The following is a 20295-nucleotide window of genomic DNA, read 5'->3' on the forward strand; positions in this document are numbered from 1 at the left end:
GAAATTTATCTTATATTCAACATATTGAATCATCAAAAGGTTTTATCCCCCACCCAATATGCGTTTATATCTGTTTCAGGGGCTAAATATACAACTAAATAAATGTCCCTAACCAACTATTTACATTTTTTAACAATAAAAAACCAGCATGTATTTGAGCGGGGACAATTGACAAAAAACACCCCGTACATGACTTGCTATTTCCAATTTATGGAATTAAAACAACAAAAAAATGAAGAAGGACGTTGTTTAGATCAATAAGTTAGTCGCTAGGTTCCGCAAATATTATACCTACTTTTGATTTATTATCTATTTTATTTTAAAATAATAATGATATTTGTTTAAATTTAGATGTAAACTAGTCAACTATTAGCATGTTAAAACAGACATTACAACAAAAGCTATTACAAAAACTGTCTCCACAACAAATTCAATTTATTAAATTGTTGCAGGTACCAACAGTTTCATTAGATGCCAGAATAAAAGAAGAATTAGAAGAAAACCCCGCGTTAGAAGATGGTAGCTTGACTAATATGACCGATCCAATAGAAGAATATCCAGATAAAGATCCGGATGACAACTTCGATAACGAAGAAGGATTCGATTCAGATGATTTCAGTTTGGAAGACTATATACAAGAAGACGACTACAAAGATTACGGAAATGGATATGATTACGGTGATGACGACGATGAAAGAAAAGAAATGCCCGTTGCCATTCAACATTCATTCTATGAACAATTACAACAACAATTAGACCTCCTCGCTTTAGATGATAAGCACTTTTTAGTGGGCCAACAGATTATCGGCAGTCTGGATGACGACGGTTACTTAAGACGTCCGATCATCAATCTGGTAGATGACCTGGCCTTTGGTCAAAATGTAATGACCGAAGAACATGAAGTGTTAGAAATGCTAAAAGTGATTCAAGATTTTGAGCCTGCAGGAATTGGTGCCAGAGATTTACAAGAATGTCTTTTGATACAGTTACAAAAAAAAGACACGAACAATCCAACCATTAAACTTGCTATTAAAGTCGTCTCCAATTATTTGGACGAGTTCACTAAAAAGCACTATGACAAACTAGAGAAATCGTTAGGCGTATCTTCTGAGGACTTGAAAAATGTCGTCAATGAAATCTTAAAGCTCAACCCCAAACCAGGTGACTCTGGTGCAGTAGCCGGAAAACAACTCCATATCATCCCAGACTTTCATATCAGCAACAATGATAGCATCCTGCATTTAACTCTGAATGGACGTAATGCACCAGAACTCCGCATAAGCAGGGATTATCAGCACATGTTTGAACATTACGAAAAATCCGATCAAAAGGACAAGAAAATGAAGGAAGCGGTACAGTTTGTCAAACAAAAACTCGATTCTGCAAAATGGTTTATTGACGCAATCAAACAACGTCAACAGACACTGCTCAAGACAATGAATGCCATCATGGAATACCAATACGATTATTTTCTTACTGGAGATGACCGTAAATTGAAACCCATGATCTTAAAGGATATCGCGGATAAGATCGACATGGATATCTCAACCGTTTCCCGTGTGGCAAATTCTAAATATGTGCAAACAGAATTTGGGACATTTCTATTAAAATCATTTTTCTCTGAGGCAATACAAACAGACTCCGGGGAGGAAGTTTCGAATAAAGAGGTCAAGAAAATACTTGAAGAGTGCATTGCAAAAGAAAACAAGCGCAAACCACTTGCCGATGAGAAATTGACCGAGATTCTCAAAGAAAAAGGTTACAATATCGCTCGCAGAACGGTAGCTAAATACCGGGAAGCATTAAACATACCGGTTGCAAGATTACGAAAAGAGCTCTAAGAGCTCTTTTTGTTTTTCGGGTGACAATCAAATCTAAATTAAGAATAGTATCTTTGTGCTCGAATTAAATAAGCATTAAGGAATGAGCAAAGTAAAAGTTGGAGTTGTACAGATGAGCTGTACCGCAAGCAAACAAGAGAATCTCGAAAAAGCAATCGCTAAAGTAAAAGAAGCCGCTGCAAAAGGTGCGCAAATTGTGTGTCTGCAAGAACTCTTTACCTCTTTATATTTCTGCGATGTAGAAGATTATGACAATTTCGCACTGGCTGAATCTATCCCTGGTCCATCTACAGATGCCCTATCTGCTGTTGCGAAAGAAGCAGGAGTCGTTATTATCGCTTCATTATTTGAAAAAAGAGCTGAAGGTCTTTATCATAATACGACCGCCATATTAGATGCTGATGGTTCCTATTTAGGCAAATACCGTAAAATGCACATCCCAGATGATCCAGCATTTTATGAGAAATTCTATTTCACACCGGGTGATCTAGGTTATAAAGTTTTCAAAACAAAATTTGGTAGAATAGGTATATTAATCTGTTGGGACCAATGGTATCCGGAAGCATCAAGAATCACTGCATTAATGGGTGCCGAAATTTTATTTTACCCAACTGCGATTGGCTGGGCTACAGATCAGGACGAAGAAACCAACAAAGATCAATACAATGCTTGGCAAACCATTCAGCGTTCTCATGCTGTAGCAAATGGCGTACCAGTGGTATCTGTCAACCGTGTCGGATTTGAGCAAGATGGCGCCATGAAATTCTGGGGCGGTAGCTTTGTTGCAAATGGACAAGGTAAACTGTTATACCTCGCTTCTCACGATAAAGAAGAAATTGAAGTAGTTGAACTAGATCTAGCTGAATCTGATTATTTCAGAAAACACTGGCCATTCCTAAGGGATCGCAGAATTGAAACATATTCTCCAATCACCAAACGTTTTATTGACGAAGACTAATATCAAATCATATTGGCCATTTTAATTTTGTAATTCATCAAAAGAAGAACAGATTAAAATGGCTTTTTACATTTTAAAGCATGGAACAAGAAAGCACTTTCACACAGGCATATTTTGACAACTCTCCCAAAAAACAAGGTTTTTCGTTTCCCGCAGAATGGGCAAGACAAGAAGCTTTGTGGTTGAGCTGGCCTCATAAGGAGGAATCTTGGCCTGGAAAAATTGACACCATATACCAGCCCTATTGCGAGTTCATTAAAGCTGTTGCTGTTGGACAGAAAGTCAGAATTAATGTTGCTGACGAAGATATGAAGGCATTTGCCATCGAAGAATTGAAAAAAGTAACCGCTGATTTAAGCAATATTGAATTTTATTTCAATCCAACCAATGACGCTTGGTGTAGAGATCATGGCCCCGCTTTCCTGATCAATCAAAATTCAGGCGCAAAAGCGGTTGTTGATTGGGGCTATAATGCCTGGGGTGGCAAGTATCCACCCTTTGATCTGGATGATGTCGTTCCTACACGGATAGCTAAAGAGTTCAACCTTCCTTTATTCACACCGAATATCGTCATGGAGGGTGGTTCTGTCGAATTCAACGGAGCCGGAACAGTGATGACGACAACAGCATGTCTGCTCAATGAAAACCGAAACCCTGATTATACGAAAGAACAGATTGAGACTTACCTCAAAGAATTCTATGGACAAGATCAGGTATTATGGCTAGGTGACGGAATCATTGGAGACGACACAGATGGTCATATTGACGACATTACACGGTTTGTGAATGAAAACACCGTTTTAACTGTTGTCGAAGAAAATCCGGAAGATGAAAATTATGCCATCCTCCAGGAAAATCTTGAAACACTTCGTTCCTTCAGATTATTAAACGGAGAACCGCTTAATATCGTCGAGCTACCGATGCCAGCACCAGTGATCTATGAGGACACCAGACTTCCGGCGTCATATGCAAATTTTTATATCGCAAATGATGTTGTCGTTGTTCCAGTTTTCAACGACGCTAATGACCAAAGAGCATTGGATATTATTCAGGGATGTTTTCCGACACGAAAAGTTATCGGAATTAACTCCGTAGACATTATCTGGGGACTGGGTAGTTTTCATTGCTTGAGTCAGCAAGAGCCCGCGCTAAGCTAAAGGTAAATTATATTATAAACAGACGGGCTTCTTAATATATTAAGAAGCCCGTCTGTTTATAATGCCTGCTCACAAACACTATCAAATTAGATCTATCTATAGCAAAGTTTGCTACTTATTCGCGACAAATGCTCCACATTAACTTATCGTAGGAGCGACAAATAGGAACCTAGACAACCACGACATGCACACCGGACTTCTCCAATGATTCCACAAATCCGGCACTCACTTTATCATCTGTAATCAATATATCAATTTTTTCGAAGCCACAAATTCGTCCAAAACTACGTCTTCCAAATTTGGACGAATCAGCGAGTACAACTACTTTTTGGGCTGTATCTATCATGATACGATTCAATTGAGCTTCTTGCGCACTGGATGTTGACACACCATACTCCAGGTCTATTCCATCCACCCCTAAAAACAATTTACTACAATAAAAATCATGCAGTAAATTTTCAGCGTATTTTCCAGTGACTGAAGTAGAAGTTTTTCGTAATGTACCTCCCATCTGCATAATTTCAACTGATGGGTATTTAATTAGTTCCATGGCAACATTCAGCGCTGAAGTTACCACAGTAATATTTCCCTTAGGGACAATCTGTCTAGCCAGCGATTGCATTGTTGTTCCGGAAGCAATAATAATGGAATCATTTTCTTCAATCATCTCAGCAGCCTTCTTCCCGATTCTACTTTTATCGTCCGAACGAAGTTTCTCTTTTTCAAATACTGTGCGATCCGTCGTATACGGATTGTATTGTGTAGCTCCTCCATGGGTCCGAAAAAGCAGACCACTCTCTTCCAAAAGTGTAAGATCCTTTCGGATGGTAACAGAAGATACACCCAGTTCCTCACATAGGTCAATCACTTGGACTATACCTACCTCTTTTAATTGTTTTAAAATATATTGATGTCGCTCTACGTTTGTCATGGTTCTTTTATATGCGCTAAAATATTAAATCCACCAGTTGTTTATCCATACAGATACATTAGAAAATATAAAATATCAACTAAAACCAATGCTAGATTTTAGCTTTAGATATTCTATACAAATTCTCCTAGCAGAACTGACGTTAAAATAATGAAATTATTTAATTATTTACACTCTATATAAAGCAAATTATACTTTATTCTAAAAAGATAAAGTTTTTGGATTTCAATAAATTCAAAATTCCAAAGGATTGGGCCAAATATAATGGTAATCCAGCTCCATTCGAAGCAGATTTCCACAGACTACTTTTTGAAAATGATCCCCATGTTCAAATTGCGATGGCAGATCGAAACCATACTTTTGTGCAGAGGCCAGGATCACATCCTTTTTCTTAGGGTGCATGGGTGCCACAACATTGTAAACACGATGACTTAGGTCCTTAACAGAAGCCAACATAATCAACTGCACAACATCATCGATATGGACAAAATTAGCCGGTTGTTCACCCGTTGTGCAGATACGATTGGCAAAGTATTTGGCGAAAATGCGATTTTTACCAAATAAGCCGCCAAGTCGATATACATAAGTATTGGGCAATTGCAACATTAGCTGCTCAGCCAAAAAAAGTTTTTCGGAAAATTCAATTCCAGCTGATTCCAACTCACTATAGACTACATCTTTATCTGGGTAAATTCCAACCGAACTTAAAAACAACTGTTTGGTCCATTGGATGTTTTCAAGAAATTCCTTAATATTCGAAAAACGAGTTTCTAAAACAGAAAGACTATTTTTTTGGCTGGCAGGAATACTATTTAATACGAAGTCGAACTGGCCCGGGATAAGCACATCAGGCACCACACTACTTTTATCAAAGTCAGCAATAAACGAAAAAATACCATCAGTTTTAAGCCGATGGTATTTTTCATATTGTGTTGTACTTGCCCAGACCTCATGTCCCTGATGTTTCATATCCATGGCAAACGATTCTGCCAGCCATCCACATCCTAAAATTAGTATCCGCATAAGGTCAAAATATTAATAAGCTTTTGCAAATAAAACGCGTCGGCTAGAAGGTTTACCCGTAAATATACAAATACCTTCCTCCTCTTTGGCATCCAAAGGAATACAACGGATTGTAGCTTTTGTTTCCTCTTTTACACGCTTCTCAGTTTCTATTGTTCCATCCCAATGGCAAGAAATAAATCCTCCTTTACCTTCCAGGACCTCTTTAAATTCATCGTAAGAGTTCACCTCAGTAAAATGAGATGTTCTAAAGTTTAAGGCTTTTTGGTAAATATTTTCCTGTATTACATGCAACAACTGTTCAATATTTCCAGCCAATCCTTCCTGGGCGACAGTTTCTTTTGTTTGTGTATCGCGACGTGCTAACTCCACCGTTCCATTTTGCATATCTCTTGCTCCCACAGCTACACGCACCGGTACACCTTTCAATTCCCATTCAGCAAATTTAAAGCCGGGACGTTGTGTATCGCGATCATCGTATTTCACCGAGATATCCTTTACCTTCAGTTCGTTTACTAACTGATCTACGAATGCATCAATCTGCGCTTTTTCTTCTTCAGTTTTAAAAATTGGAACAATAACAACCTGAATTGGCGCCAATTTCGGAGGCAATACCAATCCTTGATCATCAGAGTGAGCCATGATCAAGGCTCCTATCAAACGGGTAGAAACACCCCATGATGTTGCCCAAACATGTTCAAGTTTCCCCTCTTTGGATGTGAATTTTACATCAAAAGCCTTTGCAAAATTCTGCCCAAGAAAATGCGACGTTCCCGCTTGTAAAGCCTTACCATCTTGCATTAAAGCCTCGATACAATAGGTATCCAATGCACCTGCAAAGCGTTCGTTTTCAGTTTTCCGTCCGCGTACAACAGGTACAGCTAAAATATTTTCAGCAAATTCAGCATAGACATCAAGCATACGTTCTGTCTCTTCAATAGCTTCTTCCCTAGTTGCGTGTGCAGTGTGTCCTTCCTGCCACAAAAACTCTGCTGTACGTAAGAAAAGACGCGTACGCATTTCCCAACGGACCACATTTGCCCATTGGTTAACCAAAATTGGCAGGTCACGGTAAGATTCGACCCAACCACGGTACGTATTCCATATAATCGTTTCAGAAGTCGGACGTACAATCAACTCTTCCTCCAACTTTGCATCTTCATCCACCACAATCTTTCCGGTGCCATCGTTTTTTAATCTATAATGTGTGACCACAGCACACTCAGTAGCGAAACCTTCCACATGGGCAGCTTCTTTAGAAAAAAACGACTTGGGAATGAATAAAGGGAAGTAAGCATTGCTATGGCCTGTTTCTTTAAATCTTTTGTCTAAGATTGCTTGCATTCTTTCCCAGATAGCATATCCGTATGGTTTGATCACCATACAGCCCCGTACAGCTGAATTTTCAGCCAGATCAGCTTTGATCACAAGTTCATTGTACCATTGTGAATAATCTTCTGCACGACTTGTTATTCCTTTACTCATATGAAATTGATAAATTATTGTAACATTATTACGTTAAATCTCGTCTGTATCTCCAATACAAAAAGCGTTCAATAAAAAATATTTGTATTTTTGATTACTTCGATTAAACCCCCTCGAGAAATTTGCGTCTAAGATAGTAAATAAGGCTGTATAATCGAAAATAACGATTTAGGATATTATGAAAAAAAATAGATTATTTATCGGAGCACTTGCCATGACAGGAGCATTTATGTTAGGTTCCTGCGGTACTAGCAGGCAAATCTATGGCGACGATGTCTATGGCAATAATGGACAGGCTAGACAGAAAGTCTATCAAAGTCCAGATTACTATTACACAGATGCGGATCAAGTTCAACAAGGAGGACAGGCTCAAGGCGGTTACTATGATGACGAATATTCAGACCAGGATTATAACAATGATTCCTACGAAGATCTAGAATACGCGAATCGTATAAACAGGTTCTACTATGCGTCCCCCGGAATGACCTATTTTGATCCATTCTTTGATCCATGGTATGGCTATGGATTTGGTGGTATGTACGGATATGGTCCTTCCTTCGGTTTAGGCTGGGGTTGGAATTCAGGCTGGGGTTCTTCATGGTCTCTTGGTTTTGGCTGGGGCTGGGGCTCTAGTTGGGGTTGGGGATCCCCTTGGTATGGTGGCTATAACCCTTGGGGTGGCTGGTATGGCGGTGGCTACTGGGGATCTGGCTGGCATGGTAACGGTTATTGGGGCGGTGGCTATTGGGGTAATTCAAGACCTCGTTATGCTTCATCTCGATCAACTTATAGAGACAACTATAATGTGCGGACCTCCTCTTCCCGTACCAGAAGTTCGGGGAATTATGACCGTACAGGTGTAGCCCGTGACTCCAGAGGACGTATTACTTCAGTCGCTAGCACGCGATCAAGTGCTGGTGGCCGAACTAGATCATCTGATGGTTCTATATCACGTAGTTCTTCTTCCTATGACAGATCAAATGGTAGAACAAGGTCTTCGGACGGTATCTCAACAAGAGGCGGATATACAGATGGTAGCAGAACACGGACATCGGATAGATCCAATGGAACTTACCCAAGCATGCGGAGCTCCAATGGAACTTCAAGAACCCGTTCAAGTTCCGGTGATGTTTCTCGTCCAATGAGCCGTTCCATGGAAACTCGTTCAAGCAATCCAGGTTCGACATCAAGACCATCATATACGCCTCCAACAAGAAGTTATGATGGTGGATCTACACGCTCAAGTGGAGGTTATTCCGGTGGCGGTAGCACCAGATCCAGTGGTGGATTCTCTGGTGGTGGCGGCGGTGGTAGCACCAGATCCAGCGGCGGACGTACACGCTAATCATAAAAATAGCTTACAGTAGCATACATTACCCTGTGTGCTACTGCTTATTATAGACGATATTTTAGCATATGACAATCAAAAAATTACTTTTTGGAACTGCATTTTTAATCGGTGCTGCAGGGACTGCCCAGGCGCAATACACGAAAGATGTACTTTTATTTTCCCAAGGGGACAATGGTGGTACTGCTCGCTTCAAAGCCATGGGAAATGCTTCAACCGCTTTGGGTGGCGATATTAGTTCAATTACCGGCAACCCGGCTGGTTTGGGGTATTTTAACCAATCAGACATTTCGGTAACAGGTAGATACCTTAATAATAAAAATAAAACAGATTATTTCGGACAGAATACAAATAGCAGCAAAAACAATTTCAATCTGGATAATGCCGGAATTGTTTTTCATTTGCCTACCTACCGGAATGGGGGAAGCCTCGAAAAAGGCTGGTTGAACTTCAATGTTGGTATTGCTTACAACCGCAATTATGTCTACAACAACCTATTGGAATATAAAGGTGTTAATAATACCAGTTCGATAACAGATGCTTATTCGGACCGTTTATCTGCGCCAGGAGGATTGAGTGGTTGGGGCCAGGAAGTCTACGGTAACTCTTTGTTATTTGATGTAGATCCTAACAAACAAGGATCCTATTTGCCTATTACAAGTTTTGGTAACTATAATGGAAAAGATGGTTTTAATCAAGTAAATTCCATCCTTGAGAAAGGAAGTAAATCAGAATCTGTCTTGTCTTTCGGCGCAAACTACAGCAATAAATTGTATTTGGGGGCAGCTTTAGGGTTTACAGCCTTTAGTTATGACAACTCGAGCTGGTTTACTGAGTATGGCCAAACAATGAATGTAGCGCAAATGACAAAAGCAAATCCAAAGTCTGACTTCTTAAAACCAGGTGCGGAGTATGCTAGTAAGCGTGAAATGCTGGATAAAGATTATGAGCTGTACGATGACTATGCACAAGTGACTGATGGTACAGGTGTAGATTTCAAATTAGGGGTAATTTATAAGTTCACACCTACTTTCAGCATGGGCTTTACAGCGAAATCGCCGACATTTATGAGCATTAGAGATGAGTCTTACAGCAATTCGGAATTTCGTTATTTTAAGCCAAATGAGGATAAGGCTTTTAAAGAATACCGTACCAGTGATAAAGCAGGCTATAGCTATTTAGAGTATAATATGAATACACCATACAAACTCTCCTTAGGCGCTAGTCAGGTATTTTCCAGCGGGTTGATTACCGCAGATGTGGAATGGGTGGATTATGGAGCGATGCGTTTTAAAGATGCTGGCGCATATAATAAGACCTTGGAACAAGAGATGAACCAAAACATTAAAAACACATACCAAGGCGCATTAAATGCGCGTATAGGTGGTGAAGTTTTATTTGATAACGTTTTTAGTGGTAGAGCTGGTTTCAATTATAGCGGTAATCCGTACAAAAATGCGGACTATACAAACTATACCGCATCTTTGGGTATAGGCGCAAAACTTGGACGCGGAATGTATATTGATTTGACAGGAGCTTATAATGCTGTCAATTACAAAGAAAGTCCTTATACTATCGCTGAAGATTTTTGGAATACGGCCAGCCCTGCCGCAGATATAAAAAATCAACGAACAAATGTCGTTTTGACAATCGGTTCTAAATTTTAAGAGATTCTTCTCAGAAAAAACGTCCAGCTTGTCTGGACGTTTTTTATTTATTACAATCCCAACAACCATAATTTAAAAGCTTTTAGTAAATTTGTCCTCTTGGTTGAAAATCACATGACAAATCAGACAGTCTCAAAAGCATTCAATGTTCTATTTACTTATCCCATCTGGCGGATCGAGATCGATGCCGAGAATAGACTGATTGCAGTAGAGACCAGAAATCCAACAGACACACTTCCCTATTTCAATGTGATTTCTTTTGAAGGAGATTATGTCCTTCAGGACTTCAAAGCCATGAGCAAGGAGTGGGTGTTGGCTGGAATTCAATGTCAGAAACTCATCCTAAAAAAAATCTCGGACACTTCACCCATCGATGCTGGTGTTCAAATTATAAACTGTTATCAGCCACAACAGCAGGAAACCTGGTTTAACTACATTTTCCTAGAGATGGTCAGTGATGGTATACTACTCAGACCCAAAATGATCGCACAAGGAATGCAATTGTTTTTAGATCTAAAAACAATGTCCATTGAAGACAAAAAGGAAGAGTCTTTTAAACCTTTTGATAGCCAAATAGTCTACCCAGTAATATACAATGGTCAAATACCCCATTTTTTGACAGATTTCACAACAGATGACGAAATTTGGCTAAGTGCTTTGGATGACTATTTTATTTGGGCTTTCTATGAAAAAAACAAAGATAATCACTATCAAATCCGGATAGTTCGATCAACAAAAGATAGGTTAATTGAATCTGTTGTGGCAGTAACTCAGTTGCCTTTAAAGTTTTTCAACATCTATTTTCTTGTTAACAAACAAATATTCCTTTTGACAGACAATAAACGGGAGTTTGTTTCGTATTTAGTATAATTGCAAAATATATGAAACTATTATTCGAATTAAATACATATAAAAAGGTAGCCATTTTATCAATTTCTATGCTATCTCTACAACAGGTTGAAGCTAAAAATCTCACCTCCATACGTACAACCGCGATCCCTGACTCAGTTGGGACAGAAATAGTCAATGGTGAAGAATTTGTCCTTTTCAAAATAGAAAAAGGCGATAATTATTACCAACTCAGCAAAAAGTACAAAACCACCGTGGGCCAGCTCACGCAAATAAATGGAAACGGTACATTAAGTATCGGCCAGATTGTTAAAGTGCCAACTGGTCGAAAACCTGCACCTATTGCGACTAAAACACCGGTAAGCACAGCGCAAAAGACTCCAAATGACCCTCAACAAGGCTTTACAGCGTATATCGTTGGTGAAAAAGAAACACTCTATGCCATATCTAAAAGATTTGGCATAACTGTCGAAGATATCAAAAAAGCCAACAACCTAAAGAACAACACGATTGGTGGCGGCATGAAATTAATGATCCCAAATCAACCGCTACCACCTGAAAGACCAAAATTGGTTGAACCTAAAGGTATAGAAGTCGTTGTCCCAGATTCTACAAACGATGACGACAAAGAAGAAAATCAGATCTCAACAAACCGCTACGGAATACGGGAAAAAGCTGAGCGGGGAATTGGTGTTTGGATTGATGGTTTGTCTTCCCAAGGAACAAGCAATCTAGCGCTCCATAAAAGTGCACCTGTAGGAACGATCCTAAAAATCACCAACCCAATGACTAAAAGCGTTACTTACGCGAAAGTAGTCGGCAAATTTAATGATAATGCTGAAAACCAAAATGCTATTGTGGTGTTATCAAAGTCCGCAGCGGCAAGTATTGGAGCATTAGATAAACGTTTTCAGGTAGAGATCGCCTACGGATTACCTTTAGAAAATTAATTAAAATAAAAATAGCTCTTGCAGCACAAAACAAGAATGAATAACAAACCGTATGTCATAGGGATTGCCGGAAGTAGTGGTTCTGGAAAAACTTTTTTTTTGAATAGCTTTTTGAAACATTTCAAAACTGATGAAGTTACATTGATTTCCCAAGACGACTATTATATTCCAGCCAATACAAAAACGCAGGAAGAAAATAGACTCTATAATTTCGATATCCCAACATCCATAGACAGAGAAGCTTTCTATAAAGATATTAAAGCACTCTTTAATGGAGATACTATTTATAAAGAGGAATATACATTTAATAATCCTTCATTAACACCAAAAATATTAGAGATAAAACCGGCTCCGATATTGATTATCGAAGGACTTTTTATTTTCTATTACACGGAAATAAATGCGCTTATAAATCATAAGATATTCTTGAGCGCTGATCAGGATATTGCGCTTAGAAGAAGGCTACACCGTGATTTGGTTGAACGTGGTTACTTTGAGGATGATGTTATGTACAAATGGGTGAATCATGTCCTCCCCTCTTATAATGAGTATTTATTACCGTTTCAGCATTCTTGTGATCAGGTTATATTCAATAATACGGACGAACCGGAGCCGATCTGGGATATTACCAATCAGATTTCTGAAGAGCTGAAAACAAAACTCAATTTAGTATAACGTAGATAAAGACGGGCTTAGGTATAAATAAGCCCGTCTTTATTTAAAAGTACTTGATTTATTGACATCAAGACTTTAAATTCTTATCTTTGCGCCACGAAACAAATCCATCATAATGAACCATCCTGTAAAGATTAAAAATGCTTTGGTTTCAGTCTATTATAAAGACGGCCTAGCTCCTTTAGTTGAATTATTAAACAAATACGGTGTTACATTCTATTCCACTGGTGGGACAGAAACATTTATCAAAGACCTAGGGATAGATGTCGTTCCAGTTGAAGACTTGACAAGCTACCCTTCGATTTTAGGAGGCCGTGTTAAGACCTTACACCCAAAGGTGTTCGGTGGAATTTTAGCACGCCGTCCGCTTGAGTCGGACCAACAGCAACTTGCTCAGTATGAAATACCAGAGATCGATTTGGTTATTGTGGATTTGTATCCATTTGAGGAAACTGTTGCTTCTGGAGCTTCTGAGCAAGATATTATAGAGAAAATCGATATCGGTGGAATCTCATTGATTCGTGCAGCAGCGAAAAACTTTAATGATGTTGTTATCATTTCTTCTAAAAATGATTATAAAGCGCTTGAAGAAATCCTAGCGAACCAAGAAGGTAATACTTCTTTGGAGCAACGTAAAGAATTTGCGAAACGCGCCTTCAATACATCATCGCATTATGATACGGCAATCTTCAATTATTTTAACCAAGAGAATCCAATTGAAGTTTTTAAACAATCCGAGCAAAATGCTCAGGTGTTGAGATATGGTGAAAACCCGCACCAAAAAGGTATTTTCTTTGGCGACCTGGATAACATGTTCGACAAATTAAATGGTAAAGAGCTTTCGTACAACAATCTGGTTGATGTAGATGCAGCTGTCGCTTTAATCGACGAATTTGAACAACCCACATTTGCTATTCTAAAACACACAAATGCTTGTGGGGTTGCATCAAGACCAACAATTAAACAAGCTTGGTTAGATGCTTTGGCCTGTGATCCGGTTTCAGCATTTGGCGGGGTTTTAATCACCAACGGCGAAGTGGATGGTACAACAGCAACAGAGATCAATAATTTATTCTTCGAGGTCTTAATCGCACCTTCTTATTCGGAGGAAGCAATTGCTATTCTTACCGCCAAGAAAAATAGAATTATCTTGGTTCGTAAAGATGTAAAACTACCTAGCCAACAGTTCAAAACCTTATTGAATGGTGTCATTCTTCAAGATAAGGACAATACAATCGAAGGACCTGAGCAAATGGTAACAGTAACAACTGTAACACCTACAGCTGAACAATTGGAAGATTTATATTTTGCGAATAAGATTGTAAAACATACAAAATCCAATACCATTGTCTTTGCTAAAAATGGTACATTGTTAGCATCGGGTGTTGGGCAAACATCAAGAGTCGATGCCTTAAAGCAAGCAATTGAAAAAGCAGTTTCATTTGGTTTCGACCTACAAGGTTGTTCAATGGCATCAGATGCTTTCTTTCCTTTCCCTGACTGTGTAGAAATTGCATCTGGGGCGGGTATTGCAGCCGTATTGCAACCAGGTGGTTCTATCAAAGATCAATTATCCATTGATATGGCTAATGAAAAAGGAATTGCAATGGTAACCACAGGTGTGAGACATTTCAAACATTAAGAACGATCCAATCGCCTCATAAAAAAAGCTACTTTTTACAAAGTAGCTTTTTTTATTTGTTTACCTGCCAGCCCAAGCGTTCTGATTTGTATCGTTCTATTTCTTCCGAAAGTTTCCGGATAGCATAGGCAACAATAGCAACATCATCTAACCAACCACCTACAGCAATAAAATCCGGAATAGCATCTACCGGAGAGACCACGTAAATAATCGTTCCGATAATAATGGATAGATTCCAGCTGTTCATTTTGAACTTCCCAGTGATTGCATCCTTGCACATGGCGATCAGCAATTTAAAATCACCGACATAGCTTCCTAGATTTTTTGCCTTAGATTCCGCCTGTGACAGCTCCGCTTCAGTGATTTTACGATGTCTAAAACGTTCAAACATACCTGTTGCAATCTTTTTGATTCTACTGTTCATAATTCAAAATTATCAATATTTTTTAATTAAGCCAAATTGTTCCCTTCGTCCTAATAGTCTCCCATTATCGTGATTTGCAAATCAGCATTGATCATAATAGCGATTGAATCCGCCTCAATAAAGTAAACGGATTCACTTTTTTGAATGCAAACTACGGGCCATCCCTCTTTCACCCAGTGACACGTCCCAATAACCTACTGACCACAAAACTGACCAAGGGGCGCAATGCAGCCATTAGCACAGTCTGTACGATCTCCCAAAAAATTTATCCAGATGGAACAGATCGTACCACCTAATGCCGAAATACAGATATCATTCCATTTCATTGGCCTCCTCCTTTCCAGGTCGGATTTCTAAACTCTGTCCTTTTGGATTTTCGTCCGTTAATTGTTCCAACATTGCGGTCTCCTTATCCCAAGTCTGATGGGTCACCTTGTGGGAGCTTTTTTCATCTTCCAGCACTGTTTCTAGAATTCCCAATCCAACACTGATGTACTTTAAAATATTCATTGCTTTGGCAGGCAATTTTATGGGTGCTATCAAAACCACTCGATTCCGTGGCGGATTGACCAGATCGAACGAAGTATAAAAAACCATAAGAAGAGCATTTAAACTCTCCTAGGTTAATTATTCATCTGGTCAAAGTCGTCCGAGTTGACTGGGCATCGATTTTCGAATTTATCTAGTCATTGATGTCAAAATCTATACTCTATCGAGGTATAAGCTATAAAAAAACTAGAGCTGGGGAACTAAAGTTGCTAATAAAAAGCTATTACTTTTAGCTATAATTTAAATTTGCATCCTAAAGAGAGCCTAAAAAGGCGAATGTTTCCTCCGTTAAATTGTGTCATTTCAATATTTCCAGAATTATAATATAATTTATCTATTCCTTCTTTTACATTGTCAACTTGATAGGTTCCCGAAAATACTAAATCTAGGAACGAATTGATATTACGCGATATCTGTATTGAATTTTTAATTGTAATACCTGTGGCTTCGTGGGCGAAGCTCCTTGGGTGCATATATATAGCAAAGAGATTCCAATTGGCGTCGGCTGAATAAGTGAGCTTATTTATTGAAGCCGAATAAATCAAATTTAGTTTCTTGAGAAGTTTAAAATCCATTAACAGATAAGGGCCAAAGGCATTCGTCGCTGCCTTATAACTGCTTTTTAATGATGAAACCTCATCAGAGGTTAACATATATTTTTGTTTTCGCGATGAATAACTTACTCCGAAATAAAAATTTAATATACTCGCCTTCCATATATTGTAAATAATAGAAAAGCCAGCATTTTGAGAATAACCAGTGTTGCTCTGAAAATTTAAATTGTATGTTTCGGACTGTTGATTATCCTCGCTATAATCTATATCTGTACCACTGCCATGGATTGTTCTATAAGCTCCAGCATTAGCAATTAGTAAAATTTTTTTGATTTTCACTTCTCCAATTATCTGAGTACCCAAAGATGTAATATCTTTAAACTTTAATTGAGAGAGAATGTTAGGGTTTTGACCGCTCATGTCTCCTGCAATTGACCATTTTAAATTATTACCCTCAATACCACTATGAAAGGAAATTGACGAAGAAACCTGACCATAAGCATTTATAATTAGAAAAATGCATCCAAATAGGGTACTACATAATTTTGCCTTTAGTGACTTACAATATCTATTCATCATTTATATTATACTAATAAGTATCCCAATACTTATAATGGAAAATGAATATCTGTTTTCTGAATTTAATTATTTTTTTCTTATCATCACTATCCTATACTCTTTTACCATTCAGATATATCTTGTCTTAGACAACTGTTCCGTTATTATTGATCAATTCCACTTTTAGTTCATCCGGTGGGAAACCATCTTCATTATAATCTAATTTCAAAAAATGAGGTTTAATAAGACGGGGGAAAATCAAGGAGAGATGGTTTTTTCCATCAACCTCCATAATTGTGAAGTAATTAGGAGATAGGATATCAGGTGCCAGTTTCCCTTTTGTCGGCGAAGGACTTATATCATTATTGCCATAAGATTCAAGCTTTAATTTATTTTTGTCGATTTTATCTGATATTTCTAAGTCCTGATTGAGTAGATCTTCATTGTTTTCATTTACAATAGCAACTTCTATCATAGTATCTGATTTAAAATAAGAATCCTCTTTAGAGCAGCCTATACTAAGCAATAATGCACAAAAAATTAAGAGCATATTTTTCATAACCTTAATAATTTACTTGTAATTGAGTATTTAAATATGGCATAAACATATGAAATTTTTATTTTCTACAGGCTATATTATTTCGCGTTATACACTTTTGTGTAGCTTTTAAATTAAATTTATTGTATACCAATATCTAAACAAAACAACCTTTACAATAATTTGTTTCTTTAAAAACTAATATAAATTAAATATGAGAAAGAATATTTTTATATCCTTACTTGCATCAGTCATTTTGTTTGCAAATTGTAGTAAGGACGAATCGAGAAAAGCGGTAGAAGAAAATACTATCCAAAACAGTGATGAATTAATTAAATCTAAACTTAAATTACTAGGTTTTAATAATAAAGATGTAATTATTAGTGGAGACACAATTATTGTTGAAGGCGATATTATTCTGTTTAAGTCTAAACTATTAGACAAAACAACTCGACCAAGACAAGCAACTACACATCAGTTTCCCTATATAAGGAGTGCTGATATGAATCTAAATATCTATATCCAACCCCAATCCAGTGGGGGGTTTACAACTGCTGAAATAAACGTAATTAAGGCTGCAATAAACCAGTATTTACAATCCAACTTTCCACCATCTATGGGAATTGTTTCTATAAACTATACTACAAATAGTGCTGACCCGAAAAATATAAGAGTTGTCCCGGGAAACTTACCTACGAGTACATGTGGAAGGGCAACAGCACCTACTTCAGTAACCGAGAATGGTTTATTGTTTACTAAAATTGGGGGAGATTTGTTAATTAATTTGAATTCTTTTAGGAATAATCTTGATAATTCGCAAAAGACATATTTAATTGTTCATGAATTTGGACACATGCTCGGCTTTAGGCACACCAACTGGAGAAGCGATGAGCCTGAATTTGTAGATGGTGTAGGGGCGTATACTGTCCCATTTACAGGCAACAGCACTGCAAATCCCGACCCTAACTCTGTATTTAATTCATTTGGATGCGGCATTTATTGGGCAGGTTTTTCAGCATGGGACATACAGGCCATTAAATATGTTACCAGAGGTACTACTTCTAGTTAAGAATTAATTAATATCAGTTGTGTTTGATAACATCAAGTCTGCATATGTTTAATTTGCAGGCTTTTGTTATTTAATGTATCTATAATAAAAACCAATTTTAGCTTAATTTGGTTTTTAGGGAAAACATCTTGTAATAGAATGTTTTAATAACTCCTTTTGCTACTAATTTCGAGTTCGTAAAAACGAACTTTTTTTTGTAGTGTCTGAAAGTTAAAAAATCGCCAAAATAAAGGGAATAATTAGTAAAAAAATAGTTTGTTTTGAAGTTTGTCGGTAGACTTACATCTAAATATTTCAGTCTAGGACAGATGTTCCTCAAACGGTTCTGCAAAGATTATCAGAAATGTAAAACAAAAGATATCAGGAAAGGACACAAGTTTCACTATTTCTAGACTATGGACAGCAGGTATATTTCAAAATAGAATGTCTTACAATTAATCCACAGCTCTTACAAGGTTACCATAGCGTTTATTGCTTTTTTTGACCATTATCGCGAACAAACATTTTTCTAAATACGAGACGGTTCTTCTTTTTCTTTTCCACTATAAAGGCTAACTATATCACAAGAAATATCAATATTCAAAAGGAATATAGGCTCAACTGGTATAATCCAAAGCTTATTGTTCAATTTCAGACATACCGAGCTAAAAAATAAAAACTCAAAATAAAGAGCACTACATGCCTTCAATTTTCTACTAAAAGACTAGTTTTCTGTAAAATTGGATATTCTTATACTCTAAAGAATATCCAATTTTATTATTTTTACAACTTACTGTAGCAAAGTGTGGGTCAGCTCCGTATAATAGACAACACGAGCGCAATGTGTTTTACACAAAAAAAGATTTTAATATTACACGGTTATGAAAAACTATAGATTATTTAATTTTATTGCCATCACAGTAGCGATATTCTTATTATCCAGCTGCCTGAAAGATAATGACGACCAACGGATTCCAAGAGCTCTTTTTACCATGGTCAATGGCTATAGTGATGCTAATGCGGTCATCTATTACGCCGACGGGGGGCCTTTACAAAATCTAAATTACCCTCTGGAGTTTAAAAGCTATAACCCAATAGTTGGCTTATTCACTGGGGCTAGAAAAATAGCCGTTTCTGCAGAATATAACAATGTCCTTGTTGATACAACAGTTACAATCAAAGACAGTACAATTTATACGTCATTTGTTTATGGCAACAAAGCGAAGCCAGTCCAAGTCATCACAACGGATAAAGTCAATAAAGATATTAAGAACACAGAATCTGGTTTACGTTTCTTTAATTTTGCTGAGGGAACCGACCAAGTAACCCTTCAAATTGGTAGCCAAACTTCTCCGACGGAATGGACCAACCGCGCAAAAGAAACACAAAATTCGGCGACTGCCCATCAAGGTTTTATTGCACAAAAAAGTGGAACCTTTACTATTATAGCGAAAGATAAAGCCGGAAAAACCATCGCTACTCGCAAGGATATCAAATTGGTTGAAAATTATTACTATTCATTGATATTGATCGGTAAGGCCAATGATGAGAAAAAACCATTGTACCTTGGTTTGGTACCACAGGCTGCAAATTAAAATACCCCGTTTTCTATATACTGAAAAAGACCATCGCATTCATGTGATGGTCTTTCTTTATTTTGAACAATGATTCTATCTCTATAACGGGATAGCCCTTTTCCATTAAACACTAAGGGGTTTCTTTGGGAGCAACTTTAGAGACAACATAGATATCCTCATTATCTTTCTTCATCTTATATTTCTCCCGTGCGATACGTTGCACCTCCTGCGGATTGGATCGAATGTCGTTTATTGTTTTTATAATCGCTGCATTCTCCTTCAGATAAAAGGATCGTTCCGTCTCCAGGTTGGCCTTTTGCTTTTGATAGCTGTATTGTGTCGCAAAATCATTTCGATCAAAAAACAACATCCACACCAAAAAAGCCAAAGTGGCTAATAAATACTTATTTCTTATTAAAGACCATAATCGTTGCATAGGACAAAAATACTATTTAGCTTTTATACTCCCGATATTTTCTTCCAAAGTTAAACATCTTTAATAAAGATATGGAATAATGTAC

At 37.6% G+C, this 20295-nt stretch carries 20 protein-coding genes; 12 read left to right on the forward strand and 8 right to left on the reverse strand.

The window, feature by feature from the left end; translation table 11 throughout:
- Window positions 1–374 precede the first annotated feature (374 nt).
- The 3 genes from rpoN to OGI71_RS11010 all read left to right on the forward strand — a co-directional run bounded on the left by rpoN (window position 375) and on the right by OGI71_RS11010 (window position 3956).
- On the forward strand, window positions 375–1841 hold the full coding sequence (gene rpoN, locus OGI71_RS11000) for an RNA polymerase factor sigma-54 (RefSeq protein WP_282255492.1): 1467 nt from the start codon (window positions 375–377) through the stop codon (window positions 1839–1841).
- 82 nt (window positions 1842–1923) lie between these two features.
- Entirely contained in the window at window positions 1924–2799 is an 876-nt protein-coding gene (locus OGI71_RS11005; protein ID WP_259182795.1) for a carbon-nitrogen hydrolase, read from the forward strand.
- Window positions 2800–2879: 80 nt separating this feature from the next.
- Entirely contained in the window at window positions 2880–3956 is a 1077-nt protein-coding gene (locus OGI71_RS11010) for an agmatine deiminase family protein (protein WP_282255493.1), read from the forward strand.
- 169 nt (window positions 3957–4125) lie between these two features.
- On the opposite strand, the gene agaR is transcribed toward OGI71_RS11010, so the two are convergent.
- From agaR to proS, 3 genes are all read right to left on the reverse strand, one after another.
- Window positions 4126–4887 (reverse strand): transcriptional repressor AgaR, encoded by a 762-nt coding sequence (gene agaR, locus OGI71_RS11015; protein WP_120258429.1) that lies wholly within the window; start codon window positions 4885–4887, stop codon window positions 4126–4128.
- Window positions 4888–5121: 234 nt separating this feature from the next.
- Entirely contained in the window at window positions 5122–5910 is a 789-nt protein-coding gene (locus OGI71_RS11020) for a GDP-L-fucose synthase (RefSeq protein ID WP_282255495.1), read from the reverse strand.
- A 12-nt stretch (window positions 5911–5922) separates the two neighbouring features.
- Window positions 5923–7395, reverse strand: coding sequence for a proline--tRNA ligase (gene proS, locus OGI71_RS11025; RefSeq protein WP_282255496.1), 1473 nt, complete (start codon window positions 7393–7395; stop codon window positions 5923–5925).
- A 178-nt stretch (window positions 7396–7573) separates the two neighbouring features.
- Here proS and OGI71_RS11030 point away from each other — a divergent pair, with 178 nt between their 5' ends.
- The 6 genes from OGI71_RS11030 (at window position 7574) to purH (ending at window position 14526) form a co-directional block, all read left to right on the forward strand.
- Complete coding sequence (locus OGI71_RS11030) at window positions 7574–8740, forward strand: hypothetical protein (RefSeq protein ID WP_282255498.1); 1167 nt, start codon at window positions 7574–7576, stop codon at window positions 8738–8740.
- 71 nt (window positions 8741–8811) lie between these two features.
- A complete protein-coding gene (locus tag OGI71_RS11035) occupies window positions 8812–10410 on the forward strand; it encodes a hypothetical protein (RefSeq protein ID WP_282255500.1) in 1599 nt (532 codons plus the stop codon).
- A gap of 114 nt (window positions 10411–10524) precedes the next feature.
- Entirely contained in the window at window positions 10525–11280 is a 756-nt protein-coding gene (locus tag OGI71_RS11040) for a hypothetical protein (RefSeq protein ID WP_282255502.1), read from the forward strand.
- Window positions 11281–11291: 11 nt separating this feature from the next.
- A complete protein-coding gene (locus OGI71_RS11045) occupies window positions 11292–12209 on the forward strand; it encodes a LysM peptidoglycan-binding domain-containing protein (protein WP_282255504.1) in 918 nt (305 codons plus the stop codon).
- A 36-nt stretch (window positions 12210–12245) separates the two neighbouring features.
- Entirely contained in the window at window positions 12246–12884 is a 639-nt protein-coding gene (locus OGI71_RS11050) for a P-loop NTPase fold protein (RefSeq protein ID WP_282255506.1), read from the forward strand.
- Window positions 12885–12999: 115 nt separating this feature from the next.
- Entirely contained in the window at window positions 13000–14526 is a 1527-nt protein-coding gene (purH, locus tag OGI71_RS11055; protein WP_282255507.1) for a bifunctional phosphoribosylaminoimidazolecarboxamide formyltransferase/IMP cyclohydrolase, read from the forward strand.
- Window positions 14527–14578: 52 nt separating this feature from the next.
- Here purH and OGI71_RS11060 read toward each other — a convergent pair whose 3' ends face one another.
- Window positions 14579–14950 (reverse strand): YkvA family protein, encoded by a 372-nt coding sequence (locus OGI71_RS11060; RefSeq protein ID WP_120258438.1) that lies wholly within the window; start codon window positions 14948–14950, stop codon window positions 14579–14581.
- 140 nt (window positions 14951–15090) lie between these two features.
- On the opposite strand from OGI71_RS11060, the gene OGI71_RS11065 reads away from it, so the two are divergent.
- On the forward strand, window positions 15091–15246 hold the full coding sequence (locus tag OGI71_RS11065; RefSeq protein ID WP_282255508.1) for a hypothetical protein: 156 nt from the start codon (window positions 15091–15093) through the stop codon (window positions 15244–15246).
- 16 nt (window positions 15247–15262) lie between these two features.
- On the opposite strand, the gene OGI71_RS11070 is transcribed toward OGI71_RS11065, so the two are convergent.
- From OGI71_RS11070 to OGI71_RS11080, 3 genes are all read right to left on the reverse strand, one after another.
- Window positions 15263–15547: a hypothetical protein gene (locus OGI71_RS11070; RefSeq protein WP_282255509.1), complete on the reverse strand. Its 285-nt coding sequence runs from the start codon at window positions 15545–15547 to the stop codon at window positions 15263–15265.
- Window positions 15548–15732: 185 nt separating this feature from the next.
- Entirely contained in the window at window positions 15733–16632 is a 900-nt protein-coding gene (locus tag OGI71_RS11075; RefSeq protein WP_282255511.1) for a hypothetical protein, read from the reverse strand.
- Window positions 16633–16756: 124 nt separating this feature from the next.
- Window positions 16757–17170, reverse strand: a complete 414-nt coding sequence (locus tag OGI71_RS11080) for a hypothetical protein (RefSeq protein WP_282255512.1) — start codon at window positions 17168–17170, stop codon at window positions 16757–16759.
- Window positions 17171–17363: 193 nt separating this feature from the next.
- Between OGI71_RS11080 and OGI71_RS11085 the strand changes: the two genes are divergently transcribed.
- Together OGI71_RS11085 and OGI71_RS11090 are read left to right on the forward strand one after the other, a co-directional pair.
- Window positions 17364–18218 (forward strand): M57 family metalloprotease, encoded by an 855-nt coding sequence (locus OGI71_RS11085; protein WP_282255513.1) that lies wholly within the window; start codon window positions 17364–17366, stop codon window positions 18216–18218.
- Window positions 18219–19078: 860 nt separating this feature from the next.
- Entirely contained in the window at window positions 19079–19792 is a 714-nt protein-coding gene (locus OGI71_RS11090; protein ID WP_282255514.1) for a DUF4397 domain-containing protein, read from the forward strand.
- Window positions 19793–19904: 112 nt separating this feature from the next.
- On the opposite strand, the gene OGI71_RS11095 is transcribed toward OGI71_RS11090, so the two are convergent.
- Window positions 19905–20210 carry a septum formation initiator family protein gene (locus tag OGI71_RS11095; protein WP_077435500.1) on the reverse strand — a complete coding sequence of 102 codons (306 nt, stop codon included), beginning with the start codon at window positions 20208–20210 and terminating at the stop codon, window positions 19905–19907.
- Window positions 20211–20295 lie beyond the last annotated feature (85 nt).

Origin of the sequence: Sphingobacterium sp. ML3W (genome assembly GCF_029542085.1) — a bacterium.
In the GTDB taxonomy this organism is placed as follows: Bacteria; Bacteroidota; Bacteroidia; order Sphingobacteriales; family Sphingobacteriaceae; genus Sphingobacterium.